Origin of the sequence: Hypericibacter terrae (genome assembly GCF_008728855.1) — a bacterium.
In the GTDB taxonomy this organism is placed as follows: Bacteria; Pseudomonadota; Alphaproteobacteria; order Dongiales; family Dongiaceae; genus Hypericibacter; species Hypericibacter terrae.
This window is the reverse complement of the sequence record NZ_CP042906.1, coordinates 3,279,243-3,299,529: the sequence shown is the minus strand read 5'-3', so window position 1 is coordinate 3,299,529 and position 20,287 is coordinate 3,279,243. Positions and strand designations below refer to the sequence as shown.

The following is a 20,287-nucleotide window of genomic DNA, read 5'->3' as shown; positions in this document are numbered from 1 at the left end:
AACATTGTTTCCTTATCATTGATTCCCCGCCCCGCCTGGGCTATCGTCCCCCGGACTTTTGTCGGGCACTCCCGAAAGGATCTTCCCATGTGCGGAATCGTCGGACTCTTCCTCAAGAATCCGGCCTTGAGGCCCAGCCTCGGCCGGCATCTGAGCCATATGCTTGTGGAGATGACCGAGCGCGGCCCCGACAGCGCGGGCATCGCGGTCTATCACAAGCCGGTCACGGGCAAGGACTCGAAGCTGACGCTGTTCCATGCCGACCCGCATTTCCACTGGCGCGAGATCGGCGGCGCGCTCGGCGAGGCGCTCAAGGCCGAGGTCGATATCGAGACCAAGGCCAACCACGTGGTCATGACCGTCTCGGCGCCGGACGCGAATGTTCGCGGCTGGCTCAAGGCGCATCATCCCGAAATCCGCATCATGGGCTATGGCCAGGTGATGGAGGTTTACAAGGATATGGGCCTGCCCAAGCAGGTCGCCGACCGCTACGGCCTCGCCAAGATGGAGGGCACGCATGCCATCGGTCATACCAGGATGGCGACCGAGAGCGCGGTCACGACCGAGCATTCGCATCCCTTCACGGCGGCCTCGGACATGTGCCTCGTGCATAACGGCTCGCTCTCGAACCACAACAATCTGCGCCGCTGGCTGCGGCATCGCGGCCACGAGTTCGAGACCGACAACGACAGCGAGGTGGCGGCACGCTATTTCGCGCAGCGCCTGAGCGAGGGGGCGAGCCTGGCCGAAGCGCTCGAGGCCGGCCTCAAAGACCTGGACGGCTTCTATACCTTCACCATGGGCACGCGGAACGGCTTCGCCGTGTTGCGTGATGCCTTCGCCTGCAAACCGGCGGTCCTGGCCGAAACCGACGATTGGGTGGCGATGGCCTCGGAATATCGCTCGATCGCCAATCTGCCGGGCGCGGACAAGGCCAAGGTCTGGGCGCCGGCGCCGGCCGTCGTTTACACCTGGGATGTGCAGGCCGCGGCATGATCACTGTCGATCTGGCCCACAGCTCGGTTCGCGATCTCAACGACCGTTTGCATCATCTGCCGCCGGAAACCAACGAGAAGGCCTGGCGCGTCGTCAATCCGAAGGGAGCGCATGCGCTCTGCGCCGGCCTGACCCTGCCGATCGAGGTCACGATCGACGGGCATCCCGGCTATTACTGCGCCGGCATGAACAAGGAAGCGACCATCCTCGTGAACGGCCATTGCGGCGTGGGCCTGGCCGAAAACATGATGTCCGGCGAAGTGCGCGTGAAGGGCAATGCCTCGGACGCGGCCGGCGCCACCGGGCGCGGTGGCCTGCTCGTGATCGAGGGCGATGCGGGCTTGCGCTGCGGCATCTCGATGAAGGGCATCGACATCGTGGTGGGCGGGTCGGTCGGCCATATGAGCGCCTTCATGGCGCAGGGCGGCAGCCTCGTCGTCTGCGGCGATGCCGGCTCGAGCCTCGGCGATTCCATCTACGAGGCCCGCCTCTATGTGCAGGGCAAGGTCGAGAGCCTGGGTGCGGACTGCGTCGAGAAGAAGATGACGCCGCACCATCTGGCCAAGCTCGAGAAACTGCTGGCTCGCGCCGGGATCAAAGCCGACGCGAAGCGCTTCAGGCGCTACGGGTCGGCGCGCCGGCTCTATAATTTCCATGTCGACAACGCCGACGCCTATTGAAGCGAGATCAGCCATGAGCGCCACCTTCTCTCCCGTGCCGATGCCGCCGCGCCGCTCGGCCACCTTCGACGAATATGCGATCGCCGAGATCCAGCGCGCCGCGGCCACGGGCATCTATGACATCCGCGGCTTCGGCGCCAAGCGCAAGGTTCCGCATTTCGACGATCTCGTCTTCCTCGGCGCGTCGGTGTCGCGCTATCCGTTGGAAGGCTATCGCGAGAAATGCGCGACCGACATCATGCTCGGGACGCGTTTCGCGAAGAAGCCGATCCATCTCAAGATTCCCATCACCATCGCCGGCATGAGCTTCGGCTCGCTCTCGGCCCAGGCCAAGGAAGCCCTGGGCCGGGGCGCCAGCCAGATGGGCACCAGCACGACCACGGGCGATGGCGGCATGACCCAGGAGGAGCGGGGCCATTCCAACATCCTGGTCTATCAGCTCCTGCCGTCGCGCTATGGCATGAACCCCGACGATCTGCGCAAGGCCGATGCGATCGAGGTGGTGGTCGGGCAGGGCGCCAAGCCCGGCGGCGGCGGTATGCTGCTGGGGCAGAAGATCTCGCCGCGCGTCGCCAAGATGCGCACCCTGCCGGAGGGCATCGACCAGCGCTCCGCCTGCCGGCATCCCGACTGGACCGGGCCCGACGATCTCACCATCAAGATCCAGGAGATCCGCGAGATCACCGACTGGGAGAAGCCGGTCTATGTCAAGATCGGCGCGACCCGGCCCTATTACGACGTGGCGCTCGCGGTGAAGTCCGGCGCCGATGTGGTGGTGCTGGACGGCATGCAGGGCGGCACGGCCGCCACCCAGGAAGTCTTCATCGAGCATGTCGGCATCCCGACCCTGGCGGCGATCCGCCCGGCGGTGCAGGCGCTGCAGGATCTCGACATGCATCGCAAGGTGCAGCTCATCGTGTCGGGCGGCATCCGCAACGGCGCGGACGTGGCCAAGGCCCTGGCGCTGGGCGCCGATGCCGTCTCGATCGGCACGGCCGCGCTGATCGCGCTGGGCGACAACGATCCGAAGCTCGATGCCGAGTATCGCAAGATCGGCGCCACGGCCGGCACCTATGACGATTGGCATGAAGGCCGCGATCCCGCCGGCATCACGACCCAGGATCCGGAGCTGGCCAAGCGCCTCGATCCGATCAGGGCCGGCCACAAGCTGGCCAATTATCTGGCCGTGCTGACCATGGAGACGCAGATCATCGCGCGCGCCTGCGGCAAGAGCCATGTGCTCAATCTCGAGCCCGAGGATCTGGTGGCGCTGACGATCGAAGCCGCCGCCATGGCACGCGTGCCCTTGGCTGGGACCAATTGGATCCCGGGGCAGGGCGGGCTTTAGGAATTTCCGGGGCGGCGGCGCGAGCGTCGCCGCCTCATTTCGACGCCGCCCGGAACCGCGGGCGCCGACCATAGCGACGGCCATAGAGAGCAAAACCGCTCCGGGCCGGTCATTCGAGCAGGGGGACGAACATCATGGCTGCCGACCTTTCCAAAATCGCCAAAGAGCGAAAGATCAAATATTTCCTGATCAGCTATGTCGATCTGTTCGGCCAGCTGCGCGCCAAGCTGGCGCCGGCCGAGGCGATCGCTGGCATGCAGCGCGACGGGGCGGGTTTCGCCGGCTTCGCGACCTGGCTGGACATGACGCCGGCCCATCCGGATCTGTTCGCGCGTCCCGATCCCGACAGCCTGATCCAGCTGCCCTGGAAGCCCGAGGTGGGCTGGCTCGCGAGCGATCTCTGGATGGACGGCAAGGAGGTCCATGACAGCCCGCGCGCGCAATTGAAGCATCAGATCGCGAAGGCCGCCGCCAAGGGCTGGCGCATGAAGACCGGCGTCGAATGCGAGTATTTTCTGATTACGCCCGATGGCAGATCGGTTGCCGATTCGCTCGATTCGCAGGAGAAGCCCTGTTACGACCAGATGGCGCTGATGCGCCGCTACGATGTCATCACCGAGATCTGCAACTCGATGCTGGCGCTGGGCTGGAAGCCCTACCAGAACGATCATGAGGACGCCAACGGCCAGTTCGAGATGAACTGGGAATATGACGATGCGCTGCTGACCGCCGACCGTCACGTCTTCTTCAAATATATGGTCCGCCAGATCGCCGAGAAGCACGGCATGCGCGCGACCTTCATGCCCAAGCCATTCTTGAATCTGACCGGCAATGGCTGTCACGCCCATGTCTCGGTCTGGGACAAGAGTGGCAAGACCAACCTGTTCCACGATCCGAAGGGCGAACTCGGCCTCTCGAAGCTGGCCTACAGCTTCCTCGGCGGCGTCATCCATTCCGCCGACGCGCTCTGTTCCTTCTTCAATCCGACCGTGAACAGCTACAAGCGCATCAACGCGCCGCGGACGCTCTCCGGGGCAACCTGGGCGCCCAACACCATCACCTATGGCGGCAACAACCGGACCCACATGGTCCGCATTCCGGATGCCGGCCGGTTCGAGCTGCGCCTCATGGATGGCGCCGCCAATCCCTATCTGCTGCAGGCGGGCGTCCTGGCGGCGGGCCTCGACGGGGTCGACAACAAGCGCGACCCGGGTCCGCGCCTCGATATCAACATGTATACCGAGGGCCATAAGGTGAAGGGCGCCAAGAAGCTGCCCCTGAACCTGCTGGACGCGCTCCGCCTGACCGAAAAGAGCAAGGTCCTGCGCGAGGCCATGGGCGACAGTTTCATCGACGCCTATACCCGGATGAAGCATGAGGAATGGTCGCGCTATTGCCGCCATCTGACCCAGTGGGAGATGGACAACACCTTGGATTGCTAAGCGTTAAGGCAGGTTTCGGCCCTCCGGCGGGGCCAGCCTGAACTGGTCCGGATTTGGTGTTCCCGGCCAGGCCAATTCGCGTCGTTTCGGGACCATCCGGCGCGGCCGGTGCCGGATAGCCTCCGGCCCGGCCCTTTCGGTCGTTAAAAGGCTCGGATAGAACCGGACTGCCGGCCATCCGTGGCAAGCCAAACAAGAGGACAGGGAACGATGAGTAAAAAGGTCGGTAGCGATATCGAGATCGCGCGGGCTGCCAAGATGCAGCCGATCGAGAAGATCGCCGAGAAGCTGGGAATTCCGGAAAAGCACCTGTTCCGCTACGGACCCTCCAAAGCCAAGATCGACCTGCATTATGTCGACGAGCTCAGGTCGCGCCCCGACGGCAAGCTGATTCTCGTCACCGCCATCACGCCGACGCCGGCGGGCGAAGGCAAGACCACCACCACGGTCGGGCTGGGCGACGGTCTCAACCGCATCGGCAAGAAGGCCGTCATCTGCCTGCGCGAACCCTCGATCGGGCCCTGCTTCGGCATGAAGGGCGGAGCGGCCGGCGGCGGCTATGCCCAGGTCGTGCCGATGGAAGACATCAATCTTCATTTCACCGGCGATTTCCATGCCATTGGCATGGCCAACAATCTGCTGGCGGCCCTGCTCGATAACCACATCTATTGGGGCAACGAGCTCGGCATCGATTCGCGTCGGATCACCTGGCGCCGGGTGCTCGACATGAACGATCGCGCGCTGCGTTCGATCGTGGCCTCGCTGGGCGGTGTCGCCAACGGCTATCCGCGCGAAGACGGCTTCGACATCACCGTGGCTTCGGAAGTGATGGCCATCTTCTGTCTGGCAACCGACCTGAACGATCTGTCGCGTCGCCTCGGCAATATCGTCGTGGCTTATACCCGTGACCGCAAACCGGTCTATGCGCGCGATCTCAAGGCGGAAGGCCCGATGACGGTCCTGCTCAAGGACGCGTTGATGCCGAACCTGGTGCAGACGCTCGAGAACAATCCTGCGTTCATCCATGGCGGCCCGTTCGCCAACATCGCCCATGGTTGCAACTCCGTGATTGCAACCACCACTGCGCTCAAGCTCGGCGAGTATGTGGTGACGGAAGCCGGCTTCGGTGCCGACCTGGGCGCCGAGAAGTTCTTCGACATCAAATGCCGCAAGACGGGGCTCAAGCCGTCGGCGGCCGTGATTGTCGCGACCATCCGTGCACTCAAGATGCATGGCGGCGTGGCCAAGGAAGACCTCGGCAAGGAGAATGTCGGAGCACTCAAGAAGGGCATCGTCAATCTGGCGCGCCACGTCGAGAACGTAAAAAGATTCGGGATCCCGCCCGTGGTGGCGGTCAACCGCTTCGTGGCGGACACGGAGGCGGAGATGGCAGCCCTGAAGCAGGCCTGCGCCGAGCTCGGCGCTGAAGCCATCAGTTGCACCCATTGGTCCGATGGCGGCGCCGGCACCGAGGAACTGGCGAGGAAGGTCGTGCAGATCGCCGAGGGCGGGAAGGCCAATTTCCGCACGCTCTATCCGGACGATATGCCGCTCTGGGACAAGGTCCGCACCATCGCGCAGGATCTCTATGGCGCGCAGGGCATCATTGCGGACAAGAAGGTGCGCGACCAGTTCGCCGAGTATGAGAAGGCAGGGTTTGGCCACTACCCGATCTGCATGGCGAAGACTCAATACAGCTTCTCGACCGACCCCAACCTCAAGGGCGCACCTTCGAACCATGTGGTGCCGGTGCGCGAGATCAGGCTCTCCGCGGGTGCCGAGTTCGTGGTGGTGATCTGCGGCGAGATCATGACCATGCCGGGCTTGCCCAAGGTGCCGTCGGCCAACTTCATCAAGCTCAACGCGCGAGGCGAGGTCGAAGGCCTGTTCTGATCGATCGGCAGCCTGATCGCTGAACGAGTGCGGGCCGCCCCGGCAACAGGGCGGCCCGTTTCGTTTGCAGCGACGGAAAACCGCCGGGCCCGCGGCTTGTCGCGTTACAAATCGTCAAATTTCTCAATGAGTTGACATTATCTTGCCGGCTCGCAGAGCGGCCGCTAATGTCGCCGCCATCCCTCCAGAACCCATTCCACCGGGAGACATGAATGTCCGCAGCGCTGTCGATCGACATGGTCAAGGATCAGGCGTCGCGCCTGACCTTCCGCAACCAGGCCTTCATCAACGGCAAATATGTGCCGGCGGCCTCGGGCAAGACCTTCGACTGCATCAACCCGGCGACGGGCAAGGCGATCACCCAGGTTGCCGAGGGCGACAAGGAAGACGTGGATCGCGCCGTCAAGGCGGCGCGCGCGGCCTTCGACAAGGGCAGCTGGTCGCGCATGGCGCCGACCGCGCGCAAGAAGATCCTGATGAAGTTCGCCGCGCTGATCGAGAAGCACACCACCGAGCTGGCGCTGCTCGAGACCATGGATATGGGCAAGCCGATCCGCGACAGCTCGCGCATCGACATCCCGCTCGCGGCCCAGGCGATCGGCTGGTATGCCGAGGCCATCGACAAGATCTATGACGAGATCGCGCCGACCGGCCGCGAGGCCGTGTCGCTGATCCGTCGCGAGCCGGTGGGCGTGGTGGCCGCGGTGGTACCGTGGAACTTTCCGTTGCTGATGGCTTCCTGGAAGATCGGCCCCGCGCTCGCGACCGGCAATTCGATGGTGGTGAAGCCGGCCGAGCAGTCGCCGCTGACCGTCATCCGCATCGCCGAGCTCGCGGCCGAGGCGGGCATCCCCGAAGGCGTGTTCAACGTCGTGCCGGGGTTCGGCGAGACGGCCGGCCAGGCGCTCGGCCGCCATATGGACGTCGATTGCGTGACCTTCACCGGTTCGACCGAGGTGGGCAAGTTCTTCCTGCGCTATTCGGGCGAATCCAACATGAAGCAGGTGTCGCTGGAGTGCGGCGGCAAGTCGCCGAACATCATCATGGCCGACGCACCCGATCTCGATGCGGCGGCGACGGCGGCCGCCTGGGGCATCTTCTTCAACCAGGGCGAGGTCTGCAATGCGGGCTCGCGTCTGATCGTCGAAGAGTCGGTCAAGGACCAGGTGCTCGAGAAGGTGATGGCCGTCGGCAAGAAGCTGGTGCCGGGCGATCCGCTCGATCCCAAGACCGGCATGGGCGCCATCGTCGACAAGACGCAGATGGAGCGGGTGCTGGGCTATATCGATGCCGGCAAGAAAGAGGGCGCCAGGCTCGCCATGGGCGGCAACCGCGTGAAGACCGACAGCGGCGGCTATTACGTCGAGCCGACCGTGTTCGACAAGGTCGACAACAAGATGAAGATCGCCCAGGAAGAGATCTTCGGGCCGGTACTTTCCACCATCACCTTCAAGACACCGGAAGAGGCGGTGAAGATCGGCAACGACACGATCTATGGCCTCGCCGCGGCGATCTGGACCAAGGACATCACCAAGGCCTTCAAGGTCTCCGATGCGCTGCGGGCCGGCGTGGTGTGGGTCAATTGCTTCGACAACGGCCACATCTCCTCGCCCTTCGGCGGCTTCAAGCAGTCGGGTTTCGGCCGCGACAAGTCGCTCCACGCGATGGACAAGTACTCGCAGCTCAAGGCGACCTGGATCCATATCGGCGGCTGAGCCCGAGGGCGTTGCCGAGTTCGAAGAAGCACGGGGAGGCGGACGACCGCCTCCCCGTTTGCGTTCTGTAGGAAGAACGGGAGGAAGCGATGAGATTGAAAGGCAAATCGGTCCTGGTCACGGGCGCCACCTCGGGCATCGGCGCGGCCATTGCGCGCGCGGCCGCCGCGGAGGGCGCGCGGCTGATGCTGACCGGCCGCTCGGCCGAGCGCGGCGAGGCCGTGCGGCGCGATTGCGGTCCCGACGCGCGCTTTGTGACGGGAGACGTGGCGGAAAAGGGTGTTGCGGAACGTCTCGTGGATGAGACCGTGAAGCAGTTCGGCCGGATCGACGTGTTGATCAACAATGCGGGGGTCGAAGCCCGCGGCACGATCGAGACCGTCACCGACGAGGACTGGCACCGTATCCTCGCGGTCAATGTGACGGGCGTCTTCTATATGGCGCGCGCCGCGGTTCGCGCCATGAAGCGCCAGGGTGGCGGCGTGATCGTCAATATGGGCTCGGACTGGTCGGTGGTGGGCGGGCGCCAGGCTTTCGCCTATTGCGCCAGCAAGGGAGCGGTGGCGCAGATGACGCGCGCCATGGCCCTCGATCACGCGCGGGAAGGCATTCGCGTCAACTGCCTCTGCCCGGGCGACACCGAGACGCCGATGCTGGTCTCGGGCCTGCAGGTTCGCACCGGCGATGTGGTGCATGGGTTGAAGGCGCTGGGCGAGGGATTGCCCCTCGGACGCGTCGGCAGGCCGGAGGAGATCGCGAAGGCCGCCGTCTTCCTGGCCTCCGACGATTCCTCCTTCATGACCGGTTCGCTCATGCTGGTCGATGGCGGCAACACCGCCGGCTGATGCTGGTCGGATCCGCTCAGGCGTCGCCGTATTTGGAGCGCAGCAGCTTCTTGTCGGTCTTGCCCACGCTCGTCTTCTCGATCGCGGCGACGAAAAGGAAGCGCTCGGGAATCGCAAATTTCGGCAGATGACCCGTCTGGCAATGCACCATCAGATGGTGCTGTAGCGCTTCCGCCGTGAGCTCCGCTTCATGGCCGGGCCGCGGCACCACCAGCGCCAGCGGCCGCTCGCCCCATTTCGCGTCCTTCACGCCGATGACGGCGACCTCGGCCACGGCCGGGTGTTGCGAGATCAGACTCTCCAGCTCCAGCGACGAGACCCATTCGCCGCCGGTCTTGATCACATCCTTGATCCGATCGGTGATCTGCAGATAGCCATCCGCGCGGCGGGTGGCGACGTCCTGGGTATGGAGATAGCCGCCGCGCCACAGCGTCTCGGAACTGGCCGGATCGTGCAGATAGCCCTGGGTCAACCAGGGCGCGCGAACGACCAGTTCGCCGACCGACTTGCCATCCGCGGGCAGCTCGTTCATTTCCGCATCGACGATCTTGATCTCGACCAGCGCGATCGGCAGCCCTGTCCGGCAGCGGACCGCGAGCTCTTCCTCGTCGGACAGCACGCCTTGCTCCTCCGGTCTGACCTGGGAGGAGGTGAGGATCGGGCAGGTCTCGGACATGCCGTATCCGCACCAGATGTCGATGCCCCGGCTGCGCGCGGCGCGCGCGAGGCCCTTGGGCAGTGCCGAGCCGCCGACCACGACCTTCCAGCCATGCAGGTCGGCGCTCGCGGCCTCGGGACAGCTCAGCACCATCTGCAAGATCGCGGGCACGCAGTGGGAGTAGGTGACGCATTCCTTGACGAAGAGCTTCACGATCAGATCGGGCTGATAGCGGCCGGGATAGACCTGCTTCACGCCGTAAAGGGTGGCGACATAGGGAAAGCCCCAGGCATGGACGTGGAACATCGGCGTCAGCGGCATATAGACGTCGCCGCGATGGAAGGACTGCCCGCCAGGATGGCTGCCGACTGTAACGCCCACCGCGAGCGTGTGCAGCACCAGCTGGCGGTGGCTGAAATAGACGGCCTTCGGCAGGCCCGTGGTGCCGGTGGTGTAGAAGGTGGTGGCGCGCGTGTTTTCGTCGAAGTCGGGGAATTCGTAGGTGGGCGACGCTTTGGCGAGGAGCGCCTCATACTCGCCGGCAAAGCTCGCCGGGCTCTCGGCGATGGGCGCGCCATCGGCGATCAGGATGAAGCGCTTGATCGTCGCCAGCCGGTCGCGGATGGCTTCCAGGACCGGCAGGAAGTCGGCATGGATCAGGAGAGCGTCAACCCGGGCATGATCGAGACAATAGAGAATCTGCTCGGGCGCCAGACGCACATTGGTGGTCATCAGGACCGCACCCATCATCGGCACGGCGAAATAGGTTTCCAGATAGCGGTGGCTGTCCCAATCCATCATGGCGACCGTGTCGCCGGGACCGACGCCCAGGCTCGACAACGCGTTGGCGAGGCGCGAGATGCGCCCCCGCAGATCGCGATAGCGGTAGCGCAGCCGGTCGCGATAGACGATTTCCTGGTCGGGCGTCGTCGCCAGCGGCGTCAACAGAAGCTGCTTGATCAATAACGGATAGGCGTAGGCCGATGGCGTCGTCTCGACCAGATTGGCCGGCATGCTGCCCCCAAAGTTCATTCAGCGGCGACTGTTTCTTGCCGTCGCCCCACCGTCAATCCACACATCCCCGGACATCAGTATGGCATGGGGCTTGGACGGGGATGTAGGCTCATGACGAGGGCGGGTTCGATTTTCGAGCCGCAGCGGTCATTGGTTGTCTGGTCAGGTTCGCAGTCCTATCGCGAACCGTCGGGCAGATGCTTGAAAAAGAACGTGGTATCCGCAAGCTCTCCGCCCGGCAGGCGGGCATGGCGCGGCATTATGCCGAGGACCTGGTAGCCCAACCGCCGGTAGAGCCGGTCCGCGGCGCTCCCGGTCTCGGTGTCGAGAACGAGAAGCGTCCGTGCCAGGCCTTGCGCCTCCGCCTCGACGGCCTGCATCAGGACGGTGGCGATGCCCTGCCGGCGGGCGCTTCGCGACACCAGGAGCTTGGAAATATCGGCGCGGTGATCCTGGTTGGGCTGTGGCGCCGGGAGCAGCTGCACGGTCCCGACCAGACGGCCGCCGTTCTCGACCGCCAAAAGAAGAATTTCGTCCGCAGCAATACGGGCAATGATGCGGTCCCAGTAGCGGCGCGCGTCCGGCAGTTCGAAGGGCCACAGGAAATTGACAGAGGCGCCGCTGGCGACCGCGTCGACCAGGATCTCGGCAAGTTCCTCGCGCCGCGCGGCGGCAGCGGCGGCATCGAGCTTGAATGGTTTCTGCGAAGAAACCGGTGGGTCGGCAGTCATGGTTCGCAAGGGATCCGTGAAGGGCGGCGTGTCACTCCGACCAGTTGCGCCCGTCGAGCGTCAGCAGCGCCGTATAGAGCTCGGGCCGGCGGTCGCGGAACAAGCCCCAGGACGCCCGCTGGCCGCGAATCTGCTCGAGGTCGAAGCTGGCTGTAAGGATGGTCTCCTCGTCGCGACCCGCTTCCGCGACCATCTCGCCCTGCGGACCGGCGATGAAGGAGGAGCCGTAGAAGGTCTGGGCGAAATTGTCGCCTTGCTCGGTGCCGATGCGGTTGGAGGCCACGAGCGGCATCATATTGGCGCCGGCGTGACCCTGCATCACGCGCTGCCAGTGGTCGCGGCTGTCGATGCCGCTGTCCTGCGGCTCCGATCCGATCGCGGTCGGATAGAACAGGATCTCCGCTCCCTGCAGCGCCATGGAGCGCGCGCATTCCGGGAACCACTGGTCCCAGCAGATGCCGACCCCGATCGGCGCGTAGCGCGTCTCGAACACGCGAAAGCCCGTGTCGCCGGGATTGAAGTAGAATTTCTCCTGATAGCCCGGCCCGTCGGGGATGTGGCTCTTGCGGTAGAGGCCGAGCGTCTCGCCATCCGCGTCGAGCACCATGACCGAGTTGAAATAGGCATTGTTCGCGCGCTCGAAGAAGCTGACCGGCAGCACGATCGAGAGTTCCTTGGCCAGCGCGCTCATGCGGGCGATGACCGGATTGCCGACGGCGGGTTTCGCCAGGCCGAAGAGAGACTGCTTCTGGTCGCGGCAGAAATAGGGTGTCTCGAACAGCTCCTGCAGCAGGACGATCTGCGCGCCCTTGGCCGCCGCGCGGCGCACCAGCGTCTCCGCCTTGTCGATGTTGGCGGCGCTGTCGCGCTGGCAGGCGAATTGGGTGGCGGCGACGGTGACGTGACTCATGGATCATCCTGGCGTTGGCGGCGAGACGCGACAGGAGGAATTAGAGCCGAGGCCGCTCGGCTTCCGCAAGCGGCAGATCGGGGCTGCTCGTCGCTTATCGTGAGAGAGGGGTGGTCGCCGCGTAAGGACGGGCGTCGAAGGATCAGAGGGCGGCGCGCTGCCAGCCGTCGGGTCCGTAGAGCTCGATCGGGCGGAAGCGCGACTTGTACTCCATCTTGCGGCTGCCCTCGACCCAATAGCCCAGATAGACATAGGGCAGGCCCCAGCGCTGCGCTTCGCGGATCAGCCAGACCACCACATAGCTGCCGAGGCTGCGTGCCGGGAGATCGGGGTCGAAGAAGCTGTAGACGGCGGAGACGCCGTCCTTGGTCCAGTCCGTCAGGCAGCAGGCCATCAAGGTCCCCGAGGGCGCGCGCAGCTCGACGATGCGCGTATCGAGCGGGCTGGTCTCGATCATCGCGCCATATTCCTGGAGGTTCATGCCGAGCATCTCGCCATCGCTGTGGCGATGTTCGAGATAGCGGCTGAAGAGACGATATTGCTCCTGCGTGGCGCGGGCGGGACGCACCGCGCTGCGAAGGTCCTCGTTGCGGCGCTCGATCCGGCGCAGGGTGCGGCCGGGATCATATTCGCCGGCCACCACGCGCACGGGTACGCAAGCCTGGCAGCCCCGGCAGGCGGGCCGATAGGCGATGCCATGGCTGCGGCGGAAGCCGGCGCGAGACAACGTCTCGTAAGTGTCGGCCGCGGCCGGGCCCGACAATTCCGTCACGACCTTCCGCTCCATCCGCGCCGTCAGATAGGGGCAGGGAAGCTCGGTGGTGACGAGGAAGGGAAGGGGCCGGGTGCGGTTGAGGATGCTCATGGCAGGCGGATCTTGGGCCGTTGGTTGGGCGGGACCAGCCGCCCCAGGGTCGTCAGCTTAACCGCTCTACATTAGCGGATTCTGGGGCAATCACCAGCGGCCGGCGGACCCCGGAGGCCGGGCTCTTTCGGGGCACGGCCGAGCCTCTGGCAGGCCATTAGGATAGCGTCGGTTTTGGGGAATTCGGGCCTTTGGGGGGCTGCCGGGGGGCAGGGTTAAGACCGCGAATACCGCCCGGGGGACTCGTCCATGTTGCCGCACTTCGTCTGCGTCGGTGCCGAGAAGGCCGGCGCCACACCGCTGTTCCGGATGCTGGCGCCATCTCGGGCATCTGACAACGCCTTTGACGGAGGCGCTCGAGGATGCGCTGCTGCAGCGGATTTATCGCGAGGAATTCAGCGATGGGATCGGGCGGCTCGAGGAATTCTTAGGCCGCGATCTCACCTGCTGGCGGCAGGACCGATCAGCCGCCGAGGCGTTCGGCGCGAACCACGACGGTCCCCGACAAATAGTCATGCAGGGTCCGGCCGCGGCCGTTGAACAGCGAGACGAGCAGGATCAGCGATCCCGTGAGCGCGATGGTGCTGAGGAACAGGGCCGTCATCAGGAAGGCCTGCAGCAGGTCCGGGCGCGTCCCGGTCCAGTTGCGCACCTCCACGCCGAAAAGCCGCATGCCGATGGTGGCAGAGCGGGGGCCGCCGACCTGGAGCGTGTGGTAGGCGAGGGGAACCAGCGCCATGCCCAGGGGGAGCAGGGGCAGCAGCAGGCCCAGTGTGACGACGCCGGCGAAGACCAGCGCGAACCAGACGGCCACGCTCAGCAGCCCGATCAGGATCAGATCGACGAAATAGCCCAGCACGCGCCGGGAGCGGATGCCGTCGAACAGCATCGGATCCGACAGGGGCTCGATCACCGTCGGGGCCTCCGACTCATGCCAGCGGGCTTCGCCGGTGGCGACCGGCAGGCGATTCTCGAAGCTCATCGAAACAGTCCCTCCCAGGCCGAATTTCAAGGGAATTCCGGGCATATCCCGGGACCCCTGGCGCTCGACCGTTAAAAGATGGGAATAGCAGAGGGTTCTGACAAGACCGCGGCAGCGGTAGGGTCAAAAAGGCCGTTACTGCTGCGGAGGCTGCGGCATTTGCTCGTTGAGCACCACGATGCTCAGGCGGCGGTTACGGGGCGAGCTGGGATCGTCGGGCAACAACGGGTCGGTGTCGGCCTTGCCGACCACATTGGCGATGCGGTCCGGCGCGAGCCCCGCCGCCAGCAGTTCGCGCCGGCTGGCATTGGCGCGGTCGGCGGAGAGCTCCCAGTTGCTGTAGCCATTGTCGCTCTGGAACGGCGTCGAATCGGTATGACCCGAGATCGAGATCTTGTTCGGCATCTTCGAAACGACCTGGGCCACCAGATCCAGGAGCTTCTTGGTGTAGTCCTCCATCTTCGCGCTGCCGCTCGAGAACATCGAGACGCGGTCCTGGTCGACCAGCTGGATGCGCATGCCTTCGGGCGTGCGGTCAATGATGAGGTTCTGCGCCATGGTCTTGAGGTCGGGCACCTGCTGGATCGCCTGGCGCAACTGATGCTCCGCCTGGCGGAACTGCTCGTCCTGGAGCTCCTTCAGCAGCTTCTGCGCTTCCTGGTCGCTGGCGCTGGCCTGTTGCGTGTCGGTCGGTTGGGCGGCCTGTTGCTGGGCGGGGGCCGTCTGATCGGCAGTGTCGGTCTGGGCCGCCACGGCTGCGGTCGCGGCACCGCCGGAATCGCCATCGGTCTCGGCCGGCGGCGCGTCGATCTCGACCGTGACGCTCGGCGTGGAGTTTTCGGCCACCATGGCGCCATCGGTGGTGACGGTCTGGCCGCCCATCACGCCGTTCGAGCCGCTGCTCGCATCCGGCGCGACGCTGGGCGCGAAATAATTGGCGATGCCGATGCGCTGTTCTTCCGTGGTGGCATTGAGGAGCCACAGCAGCAGGAAGAACGCCATCATCGCCGTCACGAAATCGGCATAGGCGACCTTCCAGGCACCGCCATGATGGCCGTGACCGCCGCCCTTCTTCTTCTTTTTGATGATGATCGGCGGCTGATTGGTGCCGGGTGCGGCGGCTTCGGCCATGGGGAGGTCCGGATCGGGTTGAGCGGCTTAGACGGCCGGCAACGCCGAAACCGCCTCCTCGACCTCGTAGAAGCTGGGCCGGACTTCCGAGAGCAGCGCCTTGCGCGCGAATTCGACCGAGACGGCCGGCGGGTAGCCCTGCATATGCGCCAGGAGACCGGCGCGGATGCATTGCAGATATTTGGCCTCGGCGTCGAAGCGGGTCTTGAGGGCGGTCGCGGTCGGCGCGACGAAGCCGTAGGACAGCAGCACGCCCATGAAGGTGCCGACCAGCGCGCCGCCGATCAGGTGGCCCAGCACCTCGGGCGGCTCGGTGATCGAGCCCATGGTGTGGATGACGCCCAGCACGGCTGCGACGATGCCCAGCGCCGGCATGCCGTCCGCCATGGTCTGGACCGCATCCGAGATGACATGCTGTTCCTTGTGGTGGGTCTCGAGCTCCTCGTCGATGATCGACTCGACTTCGTGCGGATTGTCGGTGCCCAGCGTCAGCATGCGCAGGTAATCGCACAGAAAGATCATCGCGTGATGGTCGCTGGCGAATTTGGGGAATTGCGCGAAGAGCGTGCTCTCCTCCGGCTTCTCGACATGGCCCTCGAGGGCCAGCATGCCCTTGGTCTTGGAGAGCTTGAAGATCTGATAGAGCAGGCTCAGCAGTTCGACATAGCTGGCCTTGTTGTAGCGGGGCCCCTTGAGCAGGCCGATGGTCGAGGAGATCGTCTTCTTCAGCACCGACACCGGATTGGCGATGATGAAGGCACCCGCCGCCGCGCCGGCGATGATCAGGACTTCGAAGGGCTGGAACAGCACGATCATGTGCCCGCCAGACGCCATGTAGCCGCCGAAGACGCAGGCAAGCACGACGACCGAGCCGATTATGAGAAACATGGGCCGCGATTCCCGGACGGGGTTTTTGTGATCCGTTGCTTGCCGTCGAGCGTGCGGGAATTGGGTTAAGAAGCAGTTTAATCAGGCGAAATCGGTATTTAGATGAAGGGCCTGGAAAACCAGTGCAGGCAAGGGCCGGCGTTTCCGGCGGTTGCCGGTCGAGCTCATGATCCGATTGTAATAATTTGATTTCGCTTGGAAATCCGGCAGCTCTTGCCTGATCAGGCGAGCGCCTGCTGGAGGTCGGCGATCAGGTCCTCGCCATCCTCGATCCCGACGGAAAGTCGCACCAGCCCGTCGCCGATGCCGAGCTTGGCGCGGGCGTCGGCGGGGACCGAGGCGTGGGTCATGATGCCGGGATGCTCGATCAGGCTCTCGACCCCACCCAGGCTCTCCGCCAGGGCGAAGATCCGGCAGCGCTCGAGGAACCGCTTGGCGGCGGGGAGCCCGCCCTTGATCTCGGCCGAGACCATGCCGCCGAAGGCCGGCATCTGGCGCCGGGCGAGGGCATGCTGCGGATGGCTCGGCAGCCCGGGGTAATGCACCTTCTCGACGGAAGGATGTTTCTCCAGCCATTGCGCGATGGCGAGGGCGTTCTCGCAGTGACGCTCCATGCGCAGGGCCAGGGTCTTCAGACCGCGCAAGGCGAGGAAGCTGTCGAAGGGGCTGGAAACGCCGCCCACGGCGTTCTGCAGGAAGGCAAGGCGCTCGGCCAGATCCTTGTTCGGCCCGACGATGGCGACACCGCCGATCATGTCGGAATGGCCGTTCAGATATTTGGTGGCGGAATGCATCACCAGGTCAAAGCCATGCTCGAGCGGCCGCTGTACCCAGGGGCTGGCGAAGGTGTTGTCGGCGACCGTGACGATGCCGCGCTTGCGCGCGACCTTCGCGATCGCCTCGAGATCGACCAGGCGCAGGAGCGGGTTGGTCGGGCTCTCGACCCAGATCATCCTGGTGTCGGGACGCAGCGCGGCCTCGAGCCGCGAGGCGTCGGTCAGGTCCACGAAGCTGACATCGAGGTTGGCGCTGCGCGCGCGCACGCGGGTGAAGAGCCGCCTTGTGCCGCCATAGAGATCGTCCATGGCGACGATATGCGAGCCGGCATCCAGGGCCTCGAGGATGGTCGAGCTGGCGGCCAGCCCCGAGGCGAAGGCGAAGGCGGCGCTGCCGTTTTCCAGGTCCGCGACGCAGCGCTCGAACGCCATGCGGGTCGGGTTCTGGCTGCGCGAATATTCGTAGCCCTTATGGACGCCGGGGCTCTCCTGGACATAGGTGGAGGTCGCATAGATCGGCATCATGATCGCGCCGGTGGAGGGATCGGGCGACTGGCCGGCATGGATGCCGCGGGTGGCGAAACCCAGTCGATTGGGACGGCCGGTGCGGCCGGCGCCGTCGGAGGCGGTCATGAGATCGGTCCTCGCTTCCTGAGGTCGAAGAGCTACGGCAGCTGGCGCCGCAGGTGATTGATGAGGTCGATGCGCGTGATGAGGCCGAGGAACTCGCTGCCGCTCATGACGATGGCGACATGGTCGCGCGCGAAGATCGGCAGCAGGTCGTCCAGCGGGGCGCTCGCATCGATGGTGTCGAGCTTGGTGGTCATGGCGCTGCGCACGGGATTGCGGAATTGGCTCTTGTCCTTGGCGACCGCCAGCAGCAGGTCGGACTCGTCCAGGATTCCCACCACCTTGCCGTCCGCCAGCACCGGCAATTGCGAGACCTCGTAGAGCTTCATGCGGCCATAGGCGGTGAGGATCGAATCCTCGGGCCCGATCGTGACCGTCGCGCGATCGGCATGGCGGCGCGACACCAGGTCGCCCAGATCGCCTTTGCGCGGCCGGTCGAGCAGGCCCTGATCCGCCATCCAGAAATCGTTGAACATCTTGGAGAGATATTTGTTGCCGCTGTCGCAGACGAGGGTCACGACCCGCTGCGGCCGGGTCTGGGCGCGGCAATAGCGCAAGGCACCGGACAGGAGGGTGCCGGTGGAGGAACCCGCCAGCACGCCCTCGAGCCGCAGCAGCTCTCGCGCCGCCGTCATCGCCTCGCGATCGTCGACCGTGAAAGCCTCGGACACGAGCGAGAGATCGCAATTGGGCGGCACGAAATCCTCGCCGATGCCCTCGACCAGCCAGGAGCCGGCCTCGGTCATCTGGCCGGTCTTGATCAGCGGCGCCAGGACCGAGCCCTTGGGATCGGCCAGAACCATCTTCACGTTGGGCGCTGTCTTGCGGAAATAGCGCCCCAGCCCGGTCAAGGTACCGCCCGAGCCGACGCCGCAGACCACGGCGTCGAGCTGGCCCTCCATCTGCTGCCAAATCTCGGGGCCGGTGCCGGTCTCATGCGCCAGCGGGTTGGCGGGGTTGGCGAACTGGTTGACATAGAAGGCGCCGGGCGTCTCGCGCGTCAGCCGCGCGGCCATGTCCTGATAATATTCCGGGTGGCCCTTGCCGACGTCGGAGCGCGTCATGCGCACCTCGGCGCCGAGCGCGCGAAGATGGAAGACTTTCTCCTGGGCCATCTTGTCGGGGATGACGAGGAGCAGGCGGTAGCCCTTCTGCGCGGCCACCAGCGCCAGGCCGAGGCCGGTATTGCCGGCCGTCGCCTCGATCAGCGTGCCGCCCGGCTTGAGGCTGCCGTCGCGCTCGGCCGCTTCGATCATCGACAGCGCGATGCGGTCCTTGATCGAGCCGCCCGGATTCTGGTTCTCGCATTTGAGGAACAGGCGGCAGGGGCCGGTATCGAGCCGGCGAACCTCGACCATCGGCGTGTTGCCGATCATTTCCAGGACGCTGCGAAAGGCGGACATGGCGGCACCTTGTTCGGCGGATTTTCCGGCGCTGCGAGCGGCCGACACGCTTCAGTCTAAGGGTGGGCGATCCGACGCCAGAGCGCAAGGGCGGCCGGGAGCCATTCAATCGCGACGCCGGTCGAGCCTCAAGCGGTCACTTGGCCTCTTCGATCGAGCGGCTGCTCAGCAGGCGGCAGGAGAACCCCGCGCCCTCGAGCTTGGCGACGATCTCGCGTACATGCTGCGCGTTGCGGGTCTCGATCACAGCGTCGACATCGGCGCGCTTGACCGGCAGGTCGTAGAACATGCGCTGGTGATGGATCTCGATGATATTGCCCCCGGAATCGCCGATCGCGCGGGCGACGGCGGCGAGAACGCCCGGCTGGTCCGAGATCTCGATCCGCAATGTGATCACACGGCCGTCGCGCACCAGGCCGCGCATCAGCACCTGCGACAGCATGCGGGCGTCGATATTGCCGCCGCAGATGACGGTTGCGACCTTGCGGCCCTTGAAGCGCGCGCCATGGGCGAGGAGGGCCGCCAGGCCCGCGGCACCCGCGCCCTCGGCCACGAGCTTCTGGGATTCGACCAGGAGCTGGATCGCGCGCTCGATCGCGTCCTCGTCGACCAGGAGAATGTCGGAGACCAGCTCCTTGATGATGGCGCGGGTGAGATTGCCCGGCGACTTGACCGCGATGCCCTCGGCGATGGTGGCGCCGCCGGCAAGCGGCTTGTTCGAGCCGCGCACCGCCTCATACATCGAGGGGTAGAGCGCGGCCTCGACGCCGACGACCTCGATCCCGGGCTTGAGGGCCTTGACGGCGGTGGCGATGCCGGCGATCAGCCCCCCGCCGCCGATCGGCACGACCACGGCATCGAGGTCCGGCCAATCCGCCATGAGCTCGAGGCCGATCGTGCCCTGACCGGCGACGATCTTGGCGTCGTCATAGGGATGGACGAAGATCAGGCCTTCGCGCTGCGCCAGCTCGCGCGCGAACACGGCCGCGGAATCGATGCCGTCGCCTTCGAGCATGACGCGGGCGCCGAAGGCGCTGGTCCGCTCGACCTTGGTGAAGGGGGTCCCCCGCGGCATCACGATGGTGGCGGGAATGCCGAGGCGCTGGGCGTGATAGGCGACCCCCTGCGCGTGATTACCGGCCGACATGGCGATGACGCCGGCCTTGGCTTCGGTGGCGGTGAGGCTGCTCAGCTTGTTATAGGCGCCGCGATCCTTGAAGGAGCCGGTGAATTGCTGGCTCTCGAGCTTGAGGGCGAGGCGCGCGCAGCCGGTGGCCTCGGCGAGCCGCGGCGAATCCACGGCAGGGGTGCGCACCACATGGCCGGCGATGACCGCGGCCGCGTCGCGGATATGCTCGATCGTCACGCTCATGATGAAAA

General features: G+C 65.4%; 17 protein-coding genes. 7 read left to right on the top strand and 10 right to left on the bottom strand.

Going from position 1 to position 20,287, the window contains the following annotated elements; translation table 11 throughout:
- The first annotated feature begins 87 nt into the window (after positions 1–87).
- From FRZ44_RS15045 to FRZ44_RS15015, 7 genes are all read left to right on the top strand, one after another.
- Complete coding sequence (locus FRZ44_RS15045; protein WP_151177954.1) at positions 88–996, top strand: class II glutamine amidotransferase; 909 nt, start codon at positions 88–90, stop codon at positions 994–996.
- On the top strand, positions 993–1,676 hold the full coding sequence (locus FRZ44_RS15040; protein ID WP_151177953.1) for a GltB/FmdC/FwdC-like GXGXG domain-containing protein: 684 nt from the start codon (positions 993–995) through the stop codon (positions 1,674–1,676). Before FRZ44_RS15045 ends, FRZ44_RS15040 begins: the two co-directional genes overlap by 4 nt.
- A gap of 13 nt (positions 1,677–1,689) precedes the next feature.
- Positions 1,690–3,024 carry an FMN-binding glutamate synthase family protein gene (locus FRZ44_RS15035; RefSeq protein WP_151177952.1) on the top strand — a complete coding sequence of 445 codons (1,335 nt, stop codon included), beginning with the start codon at positions 1,690–1,692 and terminating at the stop codon, positions 3,022–3,024.
- Positions 3,025–3,158: 134 nt separating this feature from the next.
- The gene (gene glnT / locus FRZ44_RS15030; protein WP_151177951.1) at positions 3,159–4,466 is read left to right on the top strand and encodes a type III glutamate--ammonia ligase; all 1,308 of its coding nucleotides are present in this window, start codon (positions 3,159–3,161) and stop codon (positions 4,464–4,466) included.
- A gap of 210 nt (positions 4,467–4,676) precedes the next feature.
- Entirely contained in the window at positions 4,677–6,359 is a 1,683-nt protein-coding gene (locus FRZ44_RS15025; protein WP_151177950.1) for a formate--tetrahydrofolate ligase, read from the top strand.
- A 212-nt stretch (positions 6,360–6,571) separates the two neighbouring features.
- Positions 6,572–8,074, top strand: a complete 1,503-nt coding sequence (locus FRZ44_RS15020; RefSeq protein WP_151177949.1) for an aldehyde dehydrogenase — start codon at positions 6,572–6,574, stop codon at positions 8,072–8,074.
- Between the two features lie 89 nt (positions 8,075–8,163).
- Entirely contained in the window at positions 8,164–8,919 is a 756-nt protein-coding gene (locus FRZ44_RS15015; RefSeq protein ID WP_151177948.1) for an SDR family NAD(P)-dependent oxidoreductase, read from the top strand.
- Between the two features lie 16 nt (positions 8,920–8,935).
- On the opposite strand, the gene FRZ44_RS15010 is transcribed toward FRZ44_RS15015, so the two are convergent.
- The 10 genes from FRZ44_RS15010 to FRZ44_RS14965 all read right to left on the bottom strand — a co-directional run bounded on the left by FRZ44_RS15010 (position 8,936) and on the right by FRZ44_RS14965 (position 20,279).
- Positions 8,936–10,609, bottom strand: a complete 1,674-nt coding sequence (locus FRZ44_RS15010) for a fatty acid--CoA ligase (RefSeq protein WP_225308270.1) — start codon at positions 10,607–10,609, stop codon at positions 8,936–8,938.
- Positions 10,610–10,767: 158 nt separating this feature from the next.
- Positions 10,768–11,322, bottom strand: coding sequence for a GNAT family N-acetyltransferase (locus FRZ44_RS15005; protein ID WP_151177947.1), 555 nt, complete (start codon positions 11,320–11,322; stop codon positions 10,768–10,770).
- 31 nt (positions 11,323–11,353) lie between these two features.
- Positions 11,354–12,232, bottom strand: coding sequence for an N-carbamoylputrescine amidase (gene aguB / locus FRZ44_RS15000; protein ID WP_151177946.1), 879 nt, complete (start codon positions 12,230–12,232; stop codon positions 11,354–11,356).
- A gap of 142 nt (positions 12,233–12,374) precedes the next feature.
- Positions 12,375–13,097 carry an arginyltransferase gene (locus tag FRZ44_RS14995; RefSeq protein ID WP_151177945.1) on the bottom strand — a complete coding sequence of 241 codons (723 nt, stop codon included), beginning with the start codon at positions 13,095–13,097 and terminating at the stop codon, positions 12,375–12,377.
- 463 nt (positions 13,098–13,560) lie between these two features.
- Positions 13,561–14,079 (bottom strand): RDD family protein, encoded by a 519-nt coding sequence (locus tag FRZ44_RS14990; RefSeq protein WP_191908113.1) that lies wholly within the window; start codon positions 14,077–14,079, stop codon positions 13,561–13,563.
- 135 nt (positions 14,080–14,214) lie between these two features.
- Positions 14,215–15,210, bottom strand: coding sequence for a flagellar motor protein MotB (locus FRZ44_RS14985; RefSeq protein WP_151177943.1), 996 nt, complete (start codon positions 15,208–15,210; stop codon positions 14,215–14,217).
- A gap of 27 nt (positions 15,211–15,237) precedes the next feature.
- Positions 15,238–16,098 (bottom strand): flagellar motor stator protein MotA, encoded by an 861-nt coding sequence (motA, locus tag FRZ44_RS14980; RefSeq protein WP_151177942.1) that lies wholly within the window; start codon positions 16,096–16,098, stop codon positions 15,238–15,240.
- A gap of 221 nt (positions 16,099–16,319) precedes the next feature.
- Positions 16,320–17,507: a cystathionine gamma-synthase gene (locus FRZ44_RS14975; protein ID WP_151177941.1), complete on the bottom strand. Its 1,188-nt coding sequence runs from the start codon at positions 17,505–17,507 to the stop codon at positions 16,320–16,322.
- Between the two features lie 32 nt (positions 17,508–17,539).
- Entirely contained in the window at positions 17,540–18,907 is a 1,368-nt protein-coding gene (locus FRZ44_RS14970) for a pyridoxal-phosphate dependent enzyme (protein WP_151177940.1), read from the bottom strand.
- A gap of 136 nt (positions 18,908–19,043) precedes the next feature.
- Positions 19,044–20,279, bottom strand: a complete 1,236-nt coding sequence (locus FRZ44_RS14965) for a threonine ammonia-lyase (protein ID WP_151177939.1) — start codon at positions 20,277–20,279, stop codon at positions 19,044–19,046.
- Positions 20,280–20,287: the final 8 nt, after the last annotated feature.

Bases quoted from the DNA above. Each gene is read 5' to 3' on its own strand.
- FRZ44_RS15045 (WP_151177954.1), top strand. From the start codon at position 88: ATGTGCGGAATCGTCGGACTCTTCCTCAAGAATCCGGCCTTGAGGCCC.
- FRZ44_RS15040 (WP_151177953.1), top strand. From the start codon at position 993: ATGATCACTGTCGATCTGGCCCACAGCTCGGTTCGCGATCTCAACGAC.
- FRZ44_RS15035 (WP_151177952.1), top strand. From the start codon at position 1,690: ATGAGCGCCACCTTCTCTCCCGTGCCGATGCCGCCGCGCCGCTCGGCC.
- glnT (WP_151177951.1), top strand. From the start codon at position 3,159: ATGGCTGCCGACCTTTCCAAAATCGCCAAAGAGCGAAAGATCAAATAT.
- FRZ44_RS15025 (WP_151177950.1), top strand. From the start codon at position 4,677: ATGAGTAAAAAGGTCGGTAGCGATATCGAGATCGCGCGGGCTGCCAAG.
- FRZ44_RS15020 (WP_151177949.1), top strand. From the start codon at position 6,572: ATGTCCGCAGCGCTGTCGATCGACATGGTCAAGGATCAGGCGTCGCGC.
- FRZ44_RS15015 (WP_151177948.1), top strand. From the start codon at position 8,164: ATGAGATTGAAAGGCAAATCGGTCCTGGTCACGGGCGCCACCTCGGGC.
- FRZ44_RS15010 (WP_225308270.1), bottom strand. From the start codon at position 10,609: ATGAACTTTGGGGGCAGCATGCCGGCCAATCTGGTCGAGACGACGCCA.
- FRZ44_RS15005 (WP_151177947.1), bottom strand. From the start codon at position 11,322: ATGACTGCCGACCCACCGGTTTCTTCGCAGAAACCATTCAAGCTCGAT.
- aguB (WP_151177946.1), bottom strand. From the start codon at position 12,232: ATGAGTCACGTCACCGTCGCCGCCACCCAATTCGCCTGCCAGCGCGAC.
- FRZ44_RS14995 (WP_151177945.1), bottom strand. From the start codon at position 13,097: ATGAGCATCCTCAACCGCACCCGGCCCCTTCCCTTCCTCGTCACCACC.
- FRZ44_RS14990 (WP_191908113.1), bottom strand. From the start codon at position 14,079: ATGAGCTTCGAGAATCGCCTGCCGGTCGCCACCGGCGAAGCCCGCTGG.
- FRZ44_RS14985 (WP_151177943.1), bottom strand. From the start codon at position 15,210: ATGGCCGAAGCCGCCGCACCCGGCACCAATCAGCCGCCGATCATCATC.
- motA (WP_151177942.1), bottom strand. From the start codon at position 16,098: ATGTTTCTCATAATCGGCTCGGTCGTCGTGCTTGCCTGCGTCTTCGGC.
- FRZ44_RS14975 (WP_151177941.1), bottom strand. From the start codon at position 17,507: ATGACCGCCTCCGACGGCGCCGGCCGCACCGGCCGTCCCAATCGACTG.
- FRZ44_RS14970 (WP_151177940.1), bottom strand. From the start codon at position 18,907: ATGTCCGCCTTTCGCAGCGTCCTGGAAATGATCGGCAACACGCCGATG.
- FRZ44_RS14965 (WP_151177939.1), bottom strand. From the start codon at position 20,279: ATGAGCGTGACGATCGAGCATATCCGCGACGCGGCCGCGGTCATCGCC.